This is a genomic window from Microbacterium sp. DT81.1 (assembly GCF_049844955.1).
Lineage (GTDB): Bacteria > Actinomycetota > Actinomycetes > Actinomycetales > Microbacteriaceae > Microbacterium.
This window is the reverse complement of sequence record NZ_JBNCMA010000004.1, coordinates 50,729-69,610: the sequence shown is the minus strand read 5'-3', so window position 1 is coordinate 69,610 and position 18,882 is coordinate 50,729. Positions and strand designations below refer to the sequence as shown.

Genomic DNA, 18,882 nt, shown 5'->3' with positions numbered 1-18,882 from the left:
ATGCCTCGCGTCTCGAACGGGAGGGGCTCGGCGCTGGGCCTCGGATAGGGGGGATGCGGCTCGGCTGCGGTGCGCGCTCAGGCCGCTGCGAGCGCGGCCGCGACGACGTCGAGGCCCTCGGCGAGCAGATGGTCCGGGATGGCCAGCGGGGGCAGGAAACGGATGACGTTGCCGTACGTGCCGCACGTGAGCACGATGACCCCCTCCGCGATGGCGGCCTTCGCGATCCTGCCCGTGAGGGCGGCGTCCGGCTCGCCCGTCGCCGGATCGACGAACTCGGCGGCGACCATGGCGCCGCGGCCTCGGACGTCGCCGATGCGGGGGTCGGCTTCCTGGAGGGCGTTCAGCCGCTCGGTGAGGAGCGCCCCGACGTCTCTGGCGCGCTCCACCAGGCCGTCCTGCTCGAACGCCTCGATGGTGGCCACCGCGGCGGCGCACGCGATCGGGTTGCCGCCGTAGGTGCCGCCGAGGCCGCCCGCGTGCGAGGCATCCATCATCTCGGCACGTCCCGTGACGGCGGCGAGCGGCAGACCGCCGGCGATGCCCTTGGCCGTGGTGATCAGGTCGGGCACGATGCCCTCGTGCTCGCTCGCGAACATGGCCCCGGTGCGCCCGAATCCGGTCTGCACCTCGTCGGCGATGAACACCACGCCGTTGGCCCGGCACCAGTCCACGATCGCCGGGAGGAAGCCCTCGGCCGGGACGATGAAGCCGCCTTCACCCGGGATGGGCTCGATGATCACCGCGGCGAGGTTATCGGCGCCGATCTGCTTCTCGATGAGCGAGATCGAGCGCTTCGCCGCCTCTGGGCCGCTGAGGCCGTCACGGTAGGGGTAGGACAGCGGAACCCGGTAGATCTCCGGAGCGAAGGGACCGAAGCCGCTCTTGTAGGGCATGCTCTTCGCGGTCAGGGCCATCGTCAGGTTGGTGCGGCCGTGGTAGCCGTGGTCGAACGCGACGACGGCCTGCCTGCCGGTGAACTTGCGGGCGATCTTGACGGCGTTCTCGACCGCCTCGGCGCCCGAGTTGAACAGCGCGCTCTTCTTCTCGTGATCGCCGGGCGTCACCCGGTTGAGGGCCTCGGCCACGGCCACATACGGCTCGTACGGCGAGATCATGAAGCACGTGTGGGTGAACTGGGCCACCTGGGCCTGCACGGCCGCGACGACGCGGGGGTGGGCATTGCCCACCGTCGTGACGGCGATGCCGGAGCCGAGGTCGATGAGCGAGTTGCCGTCGGCGTCGACGATCACTCCCCCTCCGGCCGCGACCGCGGCGATGGGAACCGAATGACCGACGCCCGCGGCCACCGCGGCGGCCTTTCGCGCGAGGAGCTCCTGCGAACGAGGGCCCGGCAACTCGGTGACGAGGCGGCGCTCCTGCGGGAGCGACGGCCCGCCGAGGGGAACGGCTTCGAGGGCGGCGTCAATGATGCTCATGGAGGTGAGCGTAGGCCGCGGCGTGTGGCGACGCACTCGCCGGGATGTACATTGTGGAGGTTGATGTTCGACAGCGTGTACAGGAGGCAGGGAATTGGCAGAGCCGCCCGAGTCCGCGACACTGCGGGCGCTGCTGCTGCGTGCGGACCTCGCACTGCGGCTCCAGGGCGAGCTCTCCGCACTCGAGAACGTGCCGGTGCGGTGGGTGCACAGCTCGGATCTCGTGGACCCGACACCGTTCCTGTCCGAGGGCCTGCTCCTCCTCACGACGGGCACCCAGTTCGTGCCGGACGCCGCGCAGCCGGACGCGGACTCGCGGGAGTCGTACGACGCGTACGTGCGTCGCCTGCGCGCGCGGGGCGTCGCGGGGCTCGGGTTCGGCACGGAAGTGGTGCGCGACGGCATCCCTCCCCTGCTGGTGGACGCCTGCGCGGCGCACGGCATCCCGCTGTTCGAGGTGCCGTACCGGACGCCGTTCATCGCGGTGGCGCGGGCCAACGCGGAGGCCATCGCCGCGGAGGCGTATGCGCGCCGAAGCTGGGCGCTCGCGGCGCAGAGGGCCATTTCGCTCGCGGCGCTCCGGCCGGACGGGCTGGGTGCCAGCCTCGCGGAACTCGCCCGCCAGCTGGGAACCTGGGTCGGCCTGTACGACACCGCGGGCTCGCTCGCCCGCAGCTTTCCGGAGGGGCAGCTCGAGGAGGACCTCGGCCCCGAACTGGCGCGGGAGGCGGTGGCGGTGCTGCGCGGCGGTGCGCGGGCCGCGTCATCCACGCGCATCCGCGGCCGCGCCTTCACCCTGCAGACGCTCGGGCGCGGTGGACACCTGCGGGGGGTGATGGCGATCGCTTCGGAGGGACTGGACCAGGCAGCCCGCGGCGTGGTGACATCGGTGATCGCCATGGCGGGTCTCGCGCTCGAGCAGACGCACGACCTCGCCCGCGCCAGGGGGATGCTGCGAGCCGGGCTCGTGCAGTCCCTGCTGTCGGATGATCCTCGGCTCGCACGTCGCGTGGCGCGGGAGCTGTGGGGCGGGCTGCCGGCCGCGCCAATCGTCGTCGGGCTGGTGACGGATGTCGGGCGCAACAGCGACGCCATCGCGGCATTCCTCGACCTTCGGGCGGGCGAACGACAGGCTCGCGTCTTCTTCGGCCGCGGCGACGAGGGGCTGGTGATCTGTGTCGAGGCCGACGACGTCGCTCTGATCGAGGAGCTCGCGGCCGCCTTCGGGCTCGCGGTCGGTGTCTCGGAACCGGCGGGCTACGACGCCTTCGCCCGCGCGTACCGGGAGGCGCGGCTGGCCTCGGCGGAGGGGACGGGAGTCACGCGGTTCGGCGCGCTCGCGCGCCGGGGAGTCCTCGCCGCCGCACAGGACGGGGCCGCGCGCGAGGTGGCGCGCGCGACACTGGCGCCGCTGGAACAGCACGATGCGGAGCACGGCACCTCTCTCGCGGAGAGCGCCCGCGTCTGGCTCGAGCACGACGCGAACGGGGATGCCGCCGCCAAGGCACTGGGCATCCATCGCCACACGCTGCGCGCGCGCATCTCGCTGATCGAGCGGCTGCTGCACCGGGACCTGCGCGGCTTCGCCGCCCGCGCCGATCTCTGGGCGGCGCTTCAGCTGTCCCGGTGACTTGCGGACGACCGGGTTCAGGGCGCGAGAAGAACGGGTTTGGGGCGCATCCCCTCCCTTGGGGCGCGAGCAGCGCGCCCCAAGGGAGGTGATGCGCCCCGAACCCGAGGAGAACGCCTGCGCGGTGCTCGGCGCGCGGAGAATGGGTTGGGGCGCGTCTCCTCCGCTGGGGCGCGAGCAGCGCGCCCCAAGGAAGGGATCACGCCCCGAACCCGAGGAGAACGCCTGCGCGGTGCTCGGCGCGCGGAGAATGGGTTGGGGCGCGTCTCCTCCGTTGGGGCGCGAGCAGCGCGCCTCAAGGGAGGGATCACGCCCCGAACCCGAGGAGAACGCCGGCCGCTGCTTCCTACTGGGGCGCGTGCGCCTGGAGGAACTCGTAGACATCGGTCGAGTCGACCCCGGGGAACGAACCCGTCGGCAGCGTCGCCAGCAGGGTGCGGGGGGTCCGGACGTTCGGCCACGCGTTCTCGCGCCAGCTCGCCTCGAGGTCGGCGGGGGCGCGCCGGCAGCAGACCTCGACGGCGTGCCGCGACACCCCGCGGTTGGTCGAGTCCCGCCCGAGGAACCACTTCGTGTCGTCGAAGCGCACGCCGACACTCACCGAGTGCGCCCCCTCGCTCGATGCCTCGACCCGCGCGGTGCACCAGTACGTGCCGTTGCCCGTGTCGGTGTACTGGTAATAGGGGTTGAACTTGTCGTCGACGTCGAACACGACGCGGCTGGTCCACTTGCGGCAGCACATCTGGCCCTCGATGGAGCCCAGCCGATCGGTCGGGAAGTTGACGTCGTCGTTCTCGTACGCCTTGGTGATGGTGCCGGACTCGTGCACCTTGAGGAAGTGCACCGGGATGCCGAGATGCTCCGTTGCGAGGTTCGTGAACCGATGCGCGGCCGTCTCGTACGACACCGAGTAGGCGTCTCGCAGATCCTCGATGGAGATGGCGCGCTGGGCCTTGGCGTCGTGCAGGAACGGCACCGCGTGCTCCTCGGGGATCAGAAGCGCGCCGGTGAGGTAGTTCGTCTCCACCCGCTGCCGCAGGAACTGCGCATACGACGTCGGCTCGACATGCCCGAGAATGCGGCTGGAGAGCGCCTGCAGCACCGCCGTGCGCGGGTCGCCTTTCGCCGTGAGCCGGCTGGAGAGATAGAGCCGGCCGTTCTTCAGGTCAGCGACGCTGCGAGTGGTCTGCGGCAGATCGGGCACGTAATGCAGGGTGAACCCCAGATGGGCGGCGATATCGGATGCCGTGCGCTGAGTGAGCGGACCACCAGGGTGGTCGACGGCATCCAGGATGCGGCGGGCGTGCCCCTCGAGCTCGGCGAAGTAGTTGTCCTGCCGGCGCATCAGGTGTCGCAGCTCGACATTGGCGCGGCGGGCCTCCTCGGGGGTAGCGGCCCGCTCGTCGCGCAACCGCTCGATCTCGCCCTGCAGCGCCAGCATCGCCTGCAGCGCCTCGGTGGGCACCCCCTTGCCGATGCGGAAGGGCTGGATCCCGAGGGCCTGGAACGTCTGGCCCTTCATCGAGCGCTCGAGGGCGACCTCGAGCGAGGAGCGCTCGTCGAGCGGCTCGGACTCGAGCAGCGCGTCGAGGCTGGATCCGAGCGTGCGTGCGATCGCCTGCAGGAGGGTGAGCTTCGGCTCGCGCTTCCCGTTCTCGATCATCGAGAGCTGGCTCGGTGCCCGGTCGACGGCGGCGGCGAGCTCCTCGAGCGTGAGCCCGCGCTGCGTTCGGAGCTGACGGATGCGGCGGCCGATGGTGAGCACGTCCGTCTCCGGCTCGAGGTCCGTCGTCGCCGATGCCGCCGGGGGGCCCTTCGTCTCGCTGCGCTCGCTCAGGGACCGAGGGGTGCCCGTCGCGGAGGCTGCGGTCGCTGAGCGAGCCAAAGGCGAGACGAAGAGTCCCGATCCGGGATCCGAAGCAATCATGACCAGATTCTGTCACTGGAGCAGAAGTTTCGCGAATCTTCTCCGGACGAATGGACATGGTGGCGCTGTTACTTCTCCGAGAGTGGAAGCACGCCATCCGGTCCCTGTCACCGAGACGACCGGCATCCACGACGAAGAGGAAACGGACATGACTCTCCACTCCACCCCCAGCCGCCCGCCGCTGCGAGCGGGCGACCAGACCCAGACCGCCGCCGAGCTGCAGGAGACCTGGGACACCGACCGCCGCTGGGACGGCGTCGAGCGAACCTTCACGGCCGAGGACGTCATCCGCCTCCGCGGCTCGGTCCGCGAGGAGAGCACCCTTGCGCAGCGCGGTGCCGAGAACCTGTGGAACCTCCTGCACACCGAGGACTACATCCGGGCCCTCGGCGCCTACACCGGCGGACAGGCCGTCCAGCAGGTGCGGGCCGGCCTCAAGGCGATCTACCTCAGCGGCTGGCAGGTCGCCGCCGACGGCAACCTCGCCGGTCAGACCTACCCCGATCAGAGCCTCTACCCCGCCAACTCGGTGCCCGCCGTCGTCCGCCGCATCAACAACGCGCTGATCCGCCAGGACCAGATCGAGCACGCGGAAGGAGAGCTCACCCAGGACTGGCTGGCGCCGATCGTGGCGGATGCCGAGGCCGGCTTCGGCGGGCCGCTGAACGCGTACGAGCTCGCCCAGTCGCTGATCTCCTCGGGCGCCGCCGGCATCCACTGGGAAGACCAGCTGGCGAGCGAGAAGAAGTGCGGCCACCTCGGCGGCAAGGTGCTGGTGCCCACTCAGCAGCACATCCGCACGCTCAACGCGGCCCGGCTGGCGGCGGATGTCGCCGGCGTGCCGACGGTGATCATCGCCCGCACCGACGCCCTGGCGGCAGACCTGCTGACGAGCGACGTCGACGAGCGCGACCGGGCGTTCACGACCGGCGAGCGCACGAGCGAGGGCTTCTACCGGGTGCGCCCGGGCCTTGACGCCGTGATCAGCCGCGGCCTGGCCTTCGCCCCGTATGCCGACCTGCTCTGGGTGGAGACCGGCGAACCCGACATCGAGCTGGCGCGGGACTTCGCCACCGCGATCCACGCGCGGTACCCCGGCAAGCTGCTGGCGTACAACTGCTCGCCGTCGTTCAACTGGAAGCGCCACCTCGACGATCAGCAGATCGCGACCTTCCAGCAGGAGCTGGCCGACCTGGGCTACAAGTTCCAGTTCATCACCCTGGCCGGTTTCCATGCTCTCAACTACTCGATGTTCGACCTCGCCCGGGGCTACGCCGACAGCGCCATGAGCGCGTACGTCGAGCTCCAGGAGGCAGAGTTCGCCGCCGAGGCCCGCGGCTACACCGCGACCAAGCACCAGCGAGAAGCCGGAACCGGTTACTTCGACTTCGTCTCATCCGCGCTCAACCCCGACAGCGCGACCCTGGCGCTGGTGGGATCCACCGAGGCGCAGCAGTTCCACTAATTCACCACCACCCGGGTTTGGGGCGCATCCCCTCCGCTGGGGCGCGAGCAACGCGCCCCAGCGGAGGGATACCGCCCCAAACCCGCACACACCGCAGGAGAAGACACCATGACCATCACCGACACCGGCTCCCCGCCGAGCACAACGACCCCGCCGACCACGACCGGATCCATCCGCACCCACACGCACACGCCGACGATCCAGATCGCCGGACCGATCCGTGACCGCTACGACGAGGTCCTCACCCCCGAGGCGCTCACCTTCCTCACCGAGCTGCACCAGCGGTTCGGTGGGCGCCGGCACGACCGGCTCGCCGACCGGATGCGCCGCCGCTTCGAGATCGGCAACGGCCACGACCCGCGGTTCCGCGACGACACCGCGCACATCCGCGACGACGCCGAGTGGCGCGTCGCCGGCGCGGGCCCGGGCCTCGAGGACCGCCGCGTCGAGATCACCGGCCCGACCGACCCCAAGATGACGATCAACGCCCTCAACTCCGGGGCGCGGGTCTGGCTCGCCGATCAGGAGGACGCGACCTCCCCCACCTGGAAGAACGTGATCGAGGGGCAGCTGTCGCTCCGCGACGCGATCCGCGGCGAGCTGTCGTTCACCAGCCCGGAAGGCAAGACGTACGAGGTCACCGCCGAGCGCACGCCGACGATCGTGATGCGCCCGCGCGGCTGGCACCTGCCGGAGCAGCACCTGCACTTCACCGACCGATCGGGACGCCGGCTGGCGGCATCCGGCTCGCTCGTCGATTTCGGCCTCTACTTCTTCCACAACGCGCAGACGCTGATCGACACGGGCCGCGGGCCGTACTTCTACCTCGCGAAGCTGGAGAGCTCCGAGGAGGCGAAGCTCTGGGACGACGTCTTCACGTTCAGTGAGCGGTACATCGGCATCCCGCACGGCACCATCCGCGCGACCGTGCTGATCGAGACGCTGCCCGCCGCGTTCGAGATGGAGGAGATCCTCTTCGAGCTGCGCGACCACTGCGCCGGGCTCAACGCGGGCCGCTGGGACTACATCTTCTCGATCATCAAGAACTACCGCGGGCGCGGAGCGCGGTTCGTGATGCCCGACCGCAGCGAGGTCACGATGACCGTGCCCTTCATGCGGGCCTACACCGAGCTGCTCGTGAAGACGTGCCACAAGCGAGGCGCCTTCGCGATCGGCGGGATGAGCGCCTTCATCCCGAACCGCCGCAACCCCGAGGTGACTCAGCGCGCGATCGAGAAGGTGTCGGCCGACAAGCGGCGGGAGGCCGGCGACGGCTTCGACGGCACCTGGGTCGCGCACCCGGACCTCATCCCGACCGCTATGGCGGAGTTCGACGCCGTGCTCGGCGACCGCCCCAACCAGCTGGATCGCCGGCGCGACGACGTGCAGGTCACGGCCGCCCAGCTGCTCGATGTGCACATCGGGCGACCGGTGACCGATCAGGGCGTGCACGACAACGTGTCGGTGGCCATCCGCTACATCGAGGCGTGGCTTCGTGGTCTCGGCGCCGTCGCGATCGACAACCTGATGGAGGATGCCGCAACCGCGGAGATCTCCCGCAGCCAGGTGTGGCAGTGGATCCACCAGGACCACAGCACGGCCGAGGGCACCCGCATCACGCGGGAGTACGTCGAGGAGCTGATCGATCAGGTGCTCACCGAGGTCGGTCGCCGCGACCCCTCGACAGGCTCGGGGACCGATGCGACAGGCTCGGGGACCGACTCGACAGGCTCGGGGACCGACTCGACAGGCTCCGGGGCCGACTCGACAGGCTCGAAGATCGACCGGTTCGAGGACGCCGCAGAGGTGTTCCGGGATGTCGCGCTCCGCGACGAATTCCCCGCGTTCCTGACGCTCGGCGCCTACAGCCGATTCCTCGTCGAGACCGGGTAACGGCGACGTCTGCGAATCGAAAGAGCAGCCGGGAAGAGGGGGCGGTGCCGCGGCATCCGCCCCCTTCGGCTTGCACCGGTGCGGCGATGTCAGACTGGGGCGAGGCACGAGGAAGAGGACCGCATGACCACGATCTCCGCCCCCGGCACGGCACACGATGCCGCCGGCCCGGCGTCCCCTGATCACTACGACGTCGCCGTCATCGGAGCGGGGCCCGCCGGCACCGCCGCAGCGATCCGTGCGGCCGAGCTCGGCGCACGTGTCGTGGTGCTCGAATCCTCCGACCGCCTCGGCGGCACGTGCGTGAACACCGGCTGCGTTCCCACGAGGGTCTTCGCCAAGACCGCGCGGCTCATGCGCGACGTCCGGGCGGCCTCGGCGTACGGCATCACCACGCACCCTGAGCCGATCGACTGGGCGGCGACGGTCGCCCGTGTGCACGAGCGCGTCGACGCGGTTCGAGGGATCAAGGCCGAGGCGGCGCGGTTCGACGACGCCGGGATCACTCTGGTGCAGGAGGGGCGCGCGCGGTTCGAGGACCCGCACACCCTCCTGCTCGACTCCGGGCGCCGGCTGACGGCATCCACGATTCTCGTCTGCGTCGGCGGGCACTCGCGGCTGCTGCCGATCCCGGGCGCCGAACTCGCCACCGTTCCGGAGCACGTGCTCGGTCTGCCCGCGCTGCCCCGCCGCGTTGCGATCATCGGCGCCGGCAACACCGGCGTGCAGCTGGCGACCGTGTTCAGCTCGTTCGGCTCAGAGGTCGCGCTGCTCGATCTGGCGCCCCGCATCCTCATGCCCTCCGACGCGGATGTCGCGGCCGCCGTGACCGAGTCCTTCGAAGCGCAGGGAATCGTCGTCCACACCGGGATCGAAGGGGTCTCATCGCTCGCGCCCGCCGACGACGGCCGGATCGTCCTGACGTGGACCGCCGAGGGGGACGAGCGGAACGACGTCTTCGACGCCGTCGTCATGGCGACCGGATGGCCCGCGGATGTCGAAGATCTGGGTCTCGAGAACGCCGGGGTCGAGGTGGACCGCTCCTCGATCCCCGTCGACCGGTACTTCCGCTCCAGCGTGTCGCACATCTTCGCCGTCGGCGACGCCAACGGTCGGGACATGCTCGTGCAGGCAGCGCAGTTCGAGGGCGAGGCGGCCGCCGAGAACGCCGTGCTCGACGCCAACCGCCGCACTCCTCACCACCTGCTGCCGGCCGGCGGGTTCACCGATCCCGACTACGCAGGGGTGGGGCTGACCGAGGCGCAGGCCCGCGAGCGCGATCCGCGCTGCATCGTGGCGACCGCCTCCTACCGAGAGCTCGAGCGCGCCGTCATCGACGATCGAGGGGTCGGGTTCTTGAAGCTCATCGCCGACAACCGCCGTGAGCTCATCCTCGGCGCACATGCCGTCGGCGAGAACGCCGTGGAGGTCATCCAGTCCGTCACGACCGCCATGGCGGCGGGCATCGATGTCGCGACGCTCGCCGGCGTGAAGTTCGCCTACCCGACGTACAGCGCGATCATCGGCAGCGCCGCCCGCGCGCTCCTCCGCGCCGATGCGACCGGTTCCCCAGGTCGGGAGTGAACAGAGAGTGGATGCCGCGGCATCCGTCCCCCGACTACGCTCGATCGCGTGACTGAACGCGCTCCTCTCTCTCGAAAGCTCTCCGCGATCGCCGAATCGGCGACTCTCAAGGTCGACGCCAAGGCCAAGGCACTGCAGGCGGCCGGTCGGCCCGTGATCTCGTATGCGGCGGGCGAGCCCGATTTCGCGACGCCACAGTTCATCGTGGATGCCGCGGCAGTGGCGCTGCGCGATCCCGCGAACTACCGGTACACGCCCGCCGTGGGGCTGCCGGTGCTCCGCGAGGCGATTGTCGCCAAGACGCTGCGCGACTCCGGCCTCGAGGTCGACGCCACGCAGGTCATCGTCACCAACGGCGGCAAGCAGGCGGTCTACCAGGCGTTCCAGGCGGTGCTGAACCCGGGCGACGAGGTGCTGCTGCCGGCACCGTTCTGGACCACCTATCCCGAGGCGATCGCGCTCGCGGACGGTGTGCCCGTCGAGGTGTTCGCCGGCGCCGACCAGAACTACAAGGTCACCGTCGATCAGCTGGAAGCCGCCCGCACCGACCGTACGACAGCTCTCGTCTTCGTGTCGCCGTCGAATCCGACGGGCTCCGTCTACACCGCCGACGAGACCCGCGCCATCGGCGAGTGGGCGCTCGGGCACGGCATCTGGGTGATCTCCGACGAGATCTACCAGAACCTCGTCTACGAGGGAGTGTCGGCGATCTCGATCGTCGAGGCCGTGCCGGAGCTCGCCGACCAGACGATCCTCGTCAACGGCGTCGCGAAGACCTACGCCATGACCGGGTGGCGGCTGGGCTGGATGGTCGGGCCGAAGGACGCGATCAAGGTGGCCGCGAATCTTCAGTCCCACCTCTCCAGCAACGTGAACAACATCGCGCAGCGTGCGGCGCTCGCCGCGCTGACCGGTCCCCAGGCCGAGGCGGAGCAGTTCCGCCAGGCATTCGACCGCCGCCGCCGGCTCATCGTCGGCGAGCTGGCGAAGATCCAGGGCGTCACGGTCCCCAATCCGCTCGGCGCGTTCTACGTGTACCCGGACGTGCAGGGGCTGCTCGGCCGCGAGTGGCGGGGCAAGACGCCGACGACGTCGCTCGAGCTGGCCGACCTGATCCTCGAAGAGGCCGAGGTCGCGGTGGTGCCGGGCGAGGCGTTCGGCCCCAGCGGCTATTTGCGGCTGTCGTACGCCCTGGGCGATGACGCGCTCCTCGAGGGAGTGCGCCGGATGCAGGAGCTCTTCGCGTAGCCCGGCGATCGCGGGTGCGCCGGATGCCGGAGCTCTCCCCGTAACTCGACAAATCGGCCGGGCGGCCGAGAATCGGCGCGACGCACCGATCCTCGGCCGCGGGACCGATTCTCGGCTCGAGGCGGCGGCGGGCCCGGTCAGTCGGCCTTCGTGACGGCGAAGCCCGCGTCGAGCTCGACGTCGACGTCCTTGCCGTCGGTGAGGGTGACCTCGACCTCCCACACGTGGTCGGCGTCGTCGCTGCGCTCGACCTCCGTGACGGTCCCCTCGCCCGTGTGGGCCAGTGCGGCCTTCGAGGCACGGTCCGCATCGGCCGGCTCGACCGGCTGGCCGCCGTTGTCGTCCGCCTCGTCGTCCGATGAGCCCGTGTCGTCGGAAGCGTCCGTCGCGTCCTCGGGTGAGGCATCGAGCACGTTCAGCGACTCGTCGAGCTTCACCTCGACCCGTCCTCCGGCATCGAGCACGACGTCGATCTCGTAGGCGTGGCCTGTGTCGTCGTCGCGATCAGCGTCGACGACCGTCCCCGGCCCCACCTCGTCGAGGGCTGCGGCGATCGCCGCGTCCATCTCCTCCGACGTGATCTCTGCCGACTCGCGGGCGTCGTCGTCGGTCAGGTCGTCCGTGACCGCGAATGCGACCGCCGTGCCCCCGGCGACGAGTGCCAGGCCGGCGGCGGCGGATGTGATCCAGATGGTGCGTGTGCGCATGGTGTCCTCCTCTTTCGCATCCAGCCTGTCGCGCCGACCCTGAAGCCAACCTGAAGCGGCCGAAAGTCGGAGAGCCCGATCAGAGCGGGAGGCGCGCCTCGAACCGGGCGCCGCCGAGCGGGCTCTCGACCACGCGGACGACGCCGCCATGGCCGCGCAGGATCTCCCGCACGATCGCGAGTCCCAGCCCGCTGCCTCCGGCGTCCCTCGTGCGGGCCTCGTCCAGCCGCACGAAGCGCTCGAACACCCGGTCGCGGCTCTGGGGTGCGATGCCTGCGCCGTCGTCGTCGAGAGCGAAGAAGGCGGATGCCGCGTCCTGCCACGACGCGAAGGCCACCTTCCCGCGGGCGTGGCGGGCGGCGTTGTCGGCGAGGTTGCGCACCACCTGGCGAAGCAGACCCGCGTCACCGCGGACGCGCACGGGCACAACCGCGCTCACTTCCACCTCGACGCCGCCCAGTTCCCGCAGCCGCCGCGCCTCTGCGAAGAGCAGGTCGTCGAGGTCGACATCCGCCGCAGTCAGCGCGAGGGCGCCCTCGTCCGCCCGCGTCAGCACGAGCATGCCCTGCACCAGCCGCTCGAGCCGCGCCCCCTCGTCGAGCACGACCTCGCTCAGCTCCACGGCTCCGATGCGATCGGGGTGCGCGTGCGCCACCTCCGCGTACTGCCGCAGCGTCGCCAACGGCGACCGCAGCTCGTGCGAGGCGTCGGAGATGAACCGCCGCTGCGCCGCCTGGGCGTCTTCCAGACGAGCGAGCATGCCGTTCATCGTGCGCGCCAGCCTTCCCAGCTCGTCCGACGTGCCCGGGTCCTCGACGCGGCGGTGCAGATCCGTCGAGGTCACCGCCTCGACCTCTCGCCGCATGCGCTCCACCGGCGCGAGCGCCCGTCCGACCGCGAGCCAGGTCGTGCCGGCGACGATGGCGGCGATGAGGGGCACGGCGACGGCGAGCAGCAGCCCCACGGTCGCAAGGGTGTCGTCCGCGGATTCCGTGCTGCGTCCGGCGACGACGATCACGTCGCCTCCCTCACGCTCCGCCGCGGTCACGAAGGGCGGATCGCCGTCCTCCAGAACGACGAGGCTCTGGGTGCCGCCCTCCCGGTCCGCGAGCGCATCGACGCCCTCTGCGGCCTCGCTGGCTGCGATCACCGACCCGCTGTCGCGGTCGATCAGCTGCCAGAACCGATCGTCGTCCAGGTCCGGGAGGGCCTCTCGGCCCGATTGCTCCACCTGTTCCGCGAAGGCCGCCGCATCCTGCTCGGCCGAGGACGCCAGCTCTCCGTAGAGCGCGGTGCGCAGGGTCAACCAGAAGGCGACCGCCCCCACGAGCAGCGCGACGGCGACGACCGATGCGGCGGCCGCCGTGATCCGCATCCGGATGCCGGCGCGCCGTCGCGCCGCGCCCCGTGGAACGCCCGGGAGCTCAGCCATCGTCGGCGCCGAGCCGGTATCCCGCTCCGCGGAGCGTTTCGATGCTCGCGCGACCGAACGGCCGGTCGATCTTCGCCCGGAGATGGGCGATGTAGACCTCGACGATGTTCGAATCCCCCTCGAAGGCGAAGTCCCAGACGCCGTCGAGGATCTGCGCCTTCGACACCACCTCCCCGCCCCGGCGCATCAGGAACTCCAGCACCGCGAACTCCCGCGCCGTTAGGTCGATGGGTGCTCCGCCCCGCACGACGGACCTGGATGCAGGGTCGAGGGCGAGGTCTCCCACGGTGAGCACGGTGGGGCGGGCGGATGCCCCGCGGCGGATGAGCGCCCGCACGCGGGCCACGAGCACGGCGAACGAGAAGGGCTTCGTCAGGTAGTCGTCGGCCCCGGTGTCGAGTCCCTCGACCTGGTCCCATTCGCCGTCCTTGGCGGTGAGCATCAGCACCGGTGTCCAATTCCGCTCGTTCCGCAGGGTGCGGCAGACGACGTAACCGTTCATTCCCGGCAGCATGATGTCGAGCAGGATGGCGGCGTACTCCTGCTCGCGAGCGAACCAGAGCCCGTCCGGCCCCGTGTGCGCGACGTCGACCGCGAACCCCTCGGCCTCCAGCCCTCTCTTGAGGCCTTCCGCGAGGCGCGGCTCGTCGTCGACCACAAGCAGGCGCATGTGCCTATCGTGGCCGATGAACGCTGAAGCGCCGCTGAAGCGGAGCGATCCGCGTCAGAGTTCGACGCCCACGAGCACGGGCTCCGGCTGCAGCACGAGCCCGAACTCGGACTGCACGCGACCCTGGATGAAGCGCGCGAGCTCGGCGAGTTCGGCCGCCGTCCCCTGGCCGCGGTTCGTCAGCGCGAGCGCATGCTTCGTCGACAGCGCCGCCCGCGAGCGCGGCAGCTTGAAGCCCTTGCGCAGCCCGGAGTGCTCGATGAGCCAGGCGGCGCTCACCTTCACGTCGCTGACGACCGAGGGCGGCGGGGCGACCACGCCGTCGTATGCGGCCAGCGGAATGATCGTCACGGGATCCACGTCGGGTGCGAGCGGCCATCGCGGGCACTCGTCCGGCAGCGTGCGGGCGAAGGATGCGGACACCACCGCATTCTGGAAGAACGAGCCGGCGCTGTACGTATCGGGATCCGCGTCATCGAGCACCATGCCCTTCGAGCGCCGCACCGCGAGCACGTGCTCCCGGATCCACTCCAGAGACACCGGGTGACCGGCCTTGAGCCCCAGCGCAGCTCGAAGCTGCGCGCCCACCACTTCCCGCTTCTCATGGCCGACCTCGGCCACTTCGAACGTCACGGTGAGGATGACCGCGCGTCGAAGTGGCGCCGAGCCGTAGTGGTGCTTGAAGACGGAGGTGCGGAATCCGAGCCCGAGCTCTGAGGCGGGAACGGTCGAGACCTCACCCGACGACTCGTCGAGCAGGTCGACCTCGACGAGGGTCTGGGAGATCTCCTGGCCATAGGCGCCGATGTTCTGCACCGGCGCGGCGCCCACGGTCCCCGGTATGCCCGACATCGCCTCCAACCCGGCGAGTCCCGCCGAGACGGCGTACGCGCAGAGCTCGTCCCAGTTGTGCCCCGCCTGCACCCGCAGGCGCCCGTACCCCGGTCGGGGCGACGGCAGCCGCTCGATACCGGTCGTGCGTACGCGCACGACCGTCCCCTCGAAGGGCTCGTCGCCGACGAACAGGTTCGAACCGCCGCCCAGGACGAGCCATTCGTCGCCCGACGCCCAGGTCTCGCGCAGAGCGGCCACCAGTTCATCGGTCGTCGCAGCGTCGATCAGTGCGGTCGGCGTTCCGCCGGTTCGAAGGGTGGTGAGGGTGGACAGCGGGACGGGCGTCACATCGGGCATCGGCATCCGGGCCCTACTCGAACCGCACGCGCACCTGCGCCTTGCCGAGGACGGTGGTTCCGTTGTGCGTGACGGTCAGATCGATGCGCGCCGTGCGGGCTTCGGCGTCGACCTCCGCGGCCTTGGCGACCACCGTCACATCGGCGCCGCTCTCGGCATCCACCACCACCGGGCGGGTGAACCGCACACCGTACTCGGTCACGGTGCCGGAGGAGCCCAGCCACGCATCGAGTGTCGACACGGCGACGCCCATCGTCAGCATCCCGTGCGCCAGCACGCCGGGCAGCCCGACGGCCCGTGCGATGTCGTCGCGGTAATGGATGGCGTTGAAGTCACCGGACGCCCCTGCGTAGCGTACGAGCGACTCGCGGGTCAGGTGCACGGTGCGCTCTGCGACGATATCGCCGACGGCGGGGATCACGAATCGCCTCCGCCGACGACGAGAACCGACGTCGTGGTCACGACGTGCTCGCCCGCCGCATCGCGCACCTCGGCGTCACTGGTCACCATCGTGTTGCCTCCGAGGGCTCGTATCCCGCTGACGGTCAGGGTGGCGGTCAGCTCGTCGCCGGCCGCGATGGGCCGCGAGTAGCGGAAGCGCTGCTCGGCGTGCAGCACGTGCTCGAGAACGATCCCGGAGTCGGGTTCGCCGAGCAGCTGGGCCAGAGTCTGCTCCTGCACGACGATCGCGAATGTCGGCGGGGCCACCACGTCGGCGAGGCCGTGTGCACGAGCCGCCTCGGGGTCGAAGTGCCGCGGATCTTCGGCGAAGACGGAACGCGCGAATTCGCGCACCTTCTCGCGGCCGACCAGATAGGGGGATGTCGGGGGGAAGACTCGGCCGACGAGCTCGGGGTTCACTGGCACCCGGCCATCCTACCGATCCTCCTTGGGGCGCCTCCTCGCCTCGCGCTGCGCGCGAATGGCGCGAAGTGCCATCTGCACCGCGATGAAGGTCAGGAAGGCGGCGAACAGGATGTTGCCGAGGAGCGGATCGATGATGGTCGCGATCCACGCGCCGAGGGCGGTCGTGGTGCACGCGGCGACGCCGATCAGGGCCGCCGCTCGCAGGTCTGTGTTGCGCCGGCGGATGTTGCCGATCGTGCCGCTCACCGCGGTCGGGATCATCATGAGCAGCGACGTGCCCTTGGCGATGAGATCGCTCGCGCCGAAGACCAGCACGAGCACGGGAACAACGATGATGCCGCCGCCGACGCCCAGCAGCCCCGCAAGGGTCCCCGTGATGACGCCCAGCACGACGAGGCCTATTCCTACGAGCCACGACAGTTCCAGCACGGCGTCCCGAGACGGGATGACGACGAACAGGCTCACGATCACCACCGCCAGGAACCCGACGAACGCCCACCGAAGGGCCACCTGCGACACCCTGGGCAGCAGCCACGTGCCGATCTGAGCGCCGACGACGGCCCCGGCGGCGAGCAGCAGCGCGGGAATCCATGCGACGGAGTCCGTCAGCGCGTACGAGATGACGCCGACGGTGGCCGTCGGGACGATCGCCGCAAGGGATGTGCCGGCCGCCCGCCGCTGGTCGAAGCCCAACAGGAGAACGAGCAGCGGGACGATGACCGTACCGCCACCCACTCCGAAGAGCCCGGACAGGAGGCCGGCGGCCAGCCCGACGCCGATGCAGGTCAGGATGAATCGCGGAGTCATGCCCGCGCGCGGAGGCGCCTCGCTCATGCGATCACTCCTCGAGGTAGGAGGCGCTGTCGATGAGCCACTCCCCATCGGATTCGACCAGGGTGTAGTCGACCGTCGAGAGGGCGTCGTATCCGGGGACAGGATTGTCGTCCTCGTCGAGATAACTGGTGTAGGTCTCGTCGGTCCGCACCGTGATGACTCCCGATTCGCTGGTCACGTCGACCACCTCGAGCTCGTAGGCGTCCGTCGACTCCTGGAACCCCGCCGAGGCCTCCTCGAACGTCGCGCAGTCCTCGAGCGACGTCTCGGCGCGCAGATTCTCGGTCGTCGTCGCCTCGAAACCGTCGCAATCGCCGGACTGCCAGGCGTCGTCGTAGGCCTCTACGACTTCGACCGCCTCCAGCTCGTCGCCGGCGTACCCGCCGGTCGCCATCGTCTTCACGAGCACCGGGACGAAGATCACCGCGAGGAGGACGAGCAGCAGGAAGGAACCGCCCAGGATGACGGGGATCAGCCAACCGCGTTTCGCCGGGGCGACCGGCGGAAGAGCGGCGGCCGTGCCGCTGAACGGTGCAGAGGTCGTCGCGACCGCCGCGGGCTGGCTGTTCGGCCCGGGTTGGTTGGGCGCCGCGGGCTGAGCGACCGCCGCGGGCTGGGCGACCGCCGCGGCCTGGGTGTGCTCCGTCCACTGCGCGCCGTCCCACCAGCGTGCGGCACCGTGGCCGTCGTCGTACCAGCCGGCAGGTGTCGATGTCATCGTGCCCTCGTCCGCGGGAAGTCGAGGCCCCGCCCTCACACCCTATCCGCGCCGCCTACGCCATCCCCGGCGAAGCGCAGGCGCTCGTGTCGGCCCGGGATGCCATTCGTCACGGCCGACCAGGCGCCGTGGCGCTGCACCTCGTACGAGCGGAACGCACAGGGCACCCCCTGGGCGACGAGCGGATCCGCCGCATCCATCAGCTGGAAATGCAGATGCGGACTGGTCGAGTTGCCGGTGTGGCCGACCGCGCCGAGCACGTCTCCGGAGCGCACCGACTGACCGACGGCGACGGTGAGGGTGCCGGGTGCGAGATGCACGAGACCCGCGAAAAGGCCGCCCGAGCGCAGAACCACATGATTGCCGAGGATCGACATCAGCCGGGACGGTGCGAACGTCGCCCCGTGAACGACCTGCCGCACGACCTCCCGCACAGGATGAATCCACTGCCGCTCCGGCATCCCGTCGAGGGCGGCCACCACCTCTCCGGCGAACGGCGCGTGGATCGGCGCTCCCCACGCGTAGCAGTCGCGGGTGCGCACTCCCAAAAGCGCGCCGCCGAGACCGCTGCCGGGAAAGAAGTACTCGCCCGGGCGCTCGTCGACCATGAGGAAGTCGTACGCATAACGCTGACCCAGCGCGTCCACGCCGTGGCTCGGGATGCGCGCTGCCGGTGTGGTGACGGCGAGCCAGCCCTCCCCCCGCAAGGGGAAGTCCACCACCACCGGCGAATCCAGCTCATTCGGCATCGAACCTCGACTCCACACCCGCCGAAGTCCATCCGTCAACCCCCGGGCGCGTTCGCCGCGCCGAAACTACAGTCACGGCATCCATCTAGAGAGAGGACCAGTCCCATGACTGTTGCACGCGACATCATGAGCACCGACCCCCGGTGCGTCCGTGAGGACGAGACACTCGTCGACGCCGCCCGACTCATGCGCGAGCTGGATGTCGGCGCACTGCCCATCTGCGGCAACGACGAACGGCTGAAGGGGATGATCACCGACCGCGACATCGTGGTCAAATGCATCGCAGACGGTGGCGACCCGTCGTCGGTGACCGCCGGAAGCCTTGCCGAAGGCAAGCCCGTCACGATCGGCGCGGATGACGACATCCGTGAGGCGCTGCGCGTGATGCAGGACTACCAGGTGCGCCGGCTGCCGGTCATCGACGGGCACGACCTCGTCGGCATCATCAGCCAGGCCGACATCGCACGCTCGCTCTCGGCGACCGAGACGGGCGAGACCGTGGCGGAGATCTCCGAGGACTGAGACCGG

General features: G+C 70.3%; 17 protein-coding genes. 6 read left to right on the top strand and 11 right to left on the bottom strand.

What is annotated here, in order from left to right:
* Nucleotides 1-77: 77 nt before the first annotated feature.
* Nucleotides 78-1,439, bottom strand: coding sequence for a 4-aminobutyrate--2-oxoglutarate transaminase (gene gabT, locus ACLQ2Q_RS11775; RefSeq protein ID WP_425820650.1), 1,362 nt, complete (start codon nt 1,437-1,439; stop codon nt 78-80).
* Nucleotides 1,440-1,533: 94 nt separating this feature from the next.
* Here gabT and ACLQ2Q_RS11770 point away from each other — a divergent pair, with 94 nt between their 5' ends.
* Nucleotides 1,534-3,069: a PucR family transcriptional regulator gene (locus ACLQ2Q_RS11770; RefSeq protein WP_425820649.1), complete on the top strand. Its 1,536-nt coding sequence runs from the start codon at nt 1,534-1,536 to the stop codon at nt 3,067-3,069.
* Nucleotides 3,070-3,415: 346 nt separating this feature from the next.
* On the opposite strand, the gene ACLQ2Q_RS11765 is transcribed toward ACLQ2Q_RS11770, so the two are convergent.
* Nucleotides 3,416-4,996: a helix-turn-helix domain-containing protein gene (locus ACLQ2Q_RS11765; protein ID WP_425820648.1), complete on the bottom strand. Its 1,581-nt coding sequence runs from the start codon at nt 4,994-4,996 to the stop codon at nt 3,416-3,418.
* A 148-nt stretch (nt 4,997-5,144) separates the two neighbouring features.
* Between ACLQ2Q_RS11765 and aceA the strand changes: the two genes are divergently transcribed.
* The 4 genes from aceA to ACLQ2Q_RS11745 all read left to right on the top strand — a co-directional run bounded on the left by aceA (nt 5,145) and on the right by ACLQ2Q_RS11745 (nt 11,186).
* Entirely contained in the window at nt 5,145-6,461 is a 1,317-nt protein-coding gene (gene aceA, locus ACLQ2Q_RS11760; protein ID WP_425820647.1) for an isocitrate lyase, read from the top strand.
* 108 nt (nt 6,462-6,569) lie between these two features.
* Nucleotides 6,570-8,354 (top strand): malate synthase A, encoded by a 1,785-nt coding sequence (gene aceB / locus ACLQ2Q_RS11755; protein WP_425820646.1) that lies wholly within the window; start codon nt 6,570-6,572, stop codon nt 8,352-8,354.
* A gap of 123 nt (nt 8,355-8,477) precedes the next feature.
* Nucleotides 8,478-9,938, top strand: a complete 1,461-nt coding sequence (locus ACLQ2Q_RS11750) for a dihydrolipoyl dehydrogenase family protein (RefSeq protein WP_425820645.1) — start codon at nt 8,478-8,480, stop codon at nt 9,936-9,938.
* 48 nt (nt 9,939-9,986) lie between these two features.
* The gene (locus ACLQ2Q_RS11745; protein WP_425820644.1) at nt 9,987-11,186 is read left to right on the top strand and encodes a pyridoxal phosphate-dependent aminotransferase; all 1,200 of its coding nucleotides are present in this window, start codon (nt 9,987-9,989) and stop codon (nt 11,184-11,186) included.
* 137 nt (nt 11,187-11,323) lie between these two features.
* Here ACLQ2Q_RS11745 and ACLQ2Q_RS11740 read toward each other — a convergent pair whose 3' ends face one another.
* The 9 genes from ACLQ2Q_RS11740 to ACLQ2Q_RS11700 all read right to left on the bottom strand — a co-directional run bounded on the left by ACLQ2Q_RS11740 (nt 11,324) and on the right by ACLQ2Q_RS11700 (nt 18,354).
* On the bottom strand, nt 11,324-11,893 hold the full coding sequence (locus ACLQ2Q_RS11740) for a PepSY domain-containing protein (protein ID WP_425820643.1): 570 nt from the start codon (nt 11,891-11,893) through the stop codon (nt 11,324-11,326).
* A 79-nt stretch (nt 11,894-11,972) separates the two neighbouring features.
* Nucleotides 11,973-13,325, bottom strand: coding sequence for a sensor histidine kinase (locus ACLQ2Q_RS11735; protein WP_425820642.1), 1,353 nt, complete (start codon nt 13,323-13,325; stop codon nt 11,973-11,975).
* Entirely contained in the window at nt 13,318-13,995 is a 678-nt protein-coding gene (locus tag ACLQ2Q_RS11730) for a response regulator transcription factor (RefSeq protein WP_425820641.1), read from the bottom strand. Before ACLQ2Q_RS11730 ends, ACLQ2Q_RS11735 begins: the two co-directional genes overlap by 8 nt.
* Nucleotides 13,996-14,049: 54 nt before the next feature.
* On the bottom strand, nt 14,050-15,186 hold the full coding sequence (locus tag ACLQ2Q_RS11725) for a UDP-N-acetylmuramate dehydrogenase (RefSeq protein WP_425821059.1): 1,137 nt from the start codon (nt 15,184-15,186) through the stop codon (nt 14,050-14,052).
* Between the two features lie 13 nt (nt 15,187-15,199).
* Nucleotides 15,200-15,607, bottom strand: a complete 408-nt coding sequence (locus ACLQ2Q_RS11720) for a MaoC/PaaZ C-terminal domain-containing protein (RefSeq protein ID WP_425820640.1) — start codon at nt 15,605-15,607, stop codon at nt 15,200-15,202.
* Nucleotides 15,604-16,053, bottom strand: coding sequence for an FAS1-like dehydratase domain-containing protein (locus ACLQ2Q_RS11715; protein WP_425820639.1), 450 nt, complete (start codon nt 16,051-16,053; stop codon nt 15,604-15,606). Before ACLQ2Q_RS11715 ends, ACLQ2Q_RS11720 begins: the two co-directional genes overlap by 4 nt.
* Before the next feature lie 9 nt (nt 16,054-16,062).
* The gene (locus ACLQ2Q_RS11710; RefSeq protein ID WP_425820638.1) at nt 16,063-16,887 is read right to left on the bottom strand and encodes a sulfite exporter TauE/SafE family protein; all 825 of its coding nucleotides are present in this window, start codon (nt 16,885-16,887) and stop codon (nt 16,063-16,065) included.
* Between the two features lie 4 nt (nt 16,888-16,891).
* Nucleotides 16,892-17,605, bottom strand: coding sequence for a DUF2510 domain-containing protein (locus tag ACLQ2Q_RS11705; RefSeq protein ID WP_425820637.1), 714 nt, complete (start codon nt 17,603-17,605; stop codon nt 16,892-16,894).
* Between the two features lie 35 nt (nt 17,606-17,640).
* A complete protein-coding gene (locus tag ACLQ2Q_RS11700) occupies nt 17,641-18,354 on the bottom strand; it encodes a peptidoglycan DD-metalloendopeptidase family protein (protein ID WP_425820636.1) in 714 nt (237 codons plus the stop codon).
* Nucleotides 18,355-18,459: 105 nt separating this feature from the next.
* Between ACLQ2Q_RS11700 and ACLQ2Q_RS11695 the strand changes: the two genes are divergently transcribed.
* Complete coding sequence (locus ACLQ2Q_RS11695) at nt 18,460-18,876, top strand: CBS domain-containing protein (RefSeq protein ID WP_425820635.1); 417 nt, start codon at nt 18,460-18,462, stop codon at nt 18,874-18,876.
* The last annotated feature ends 6 nt before the right edge of the window (nt 18,877-18,882 follow it).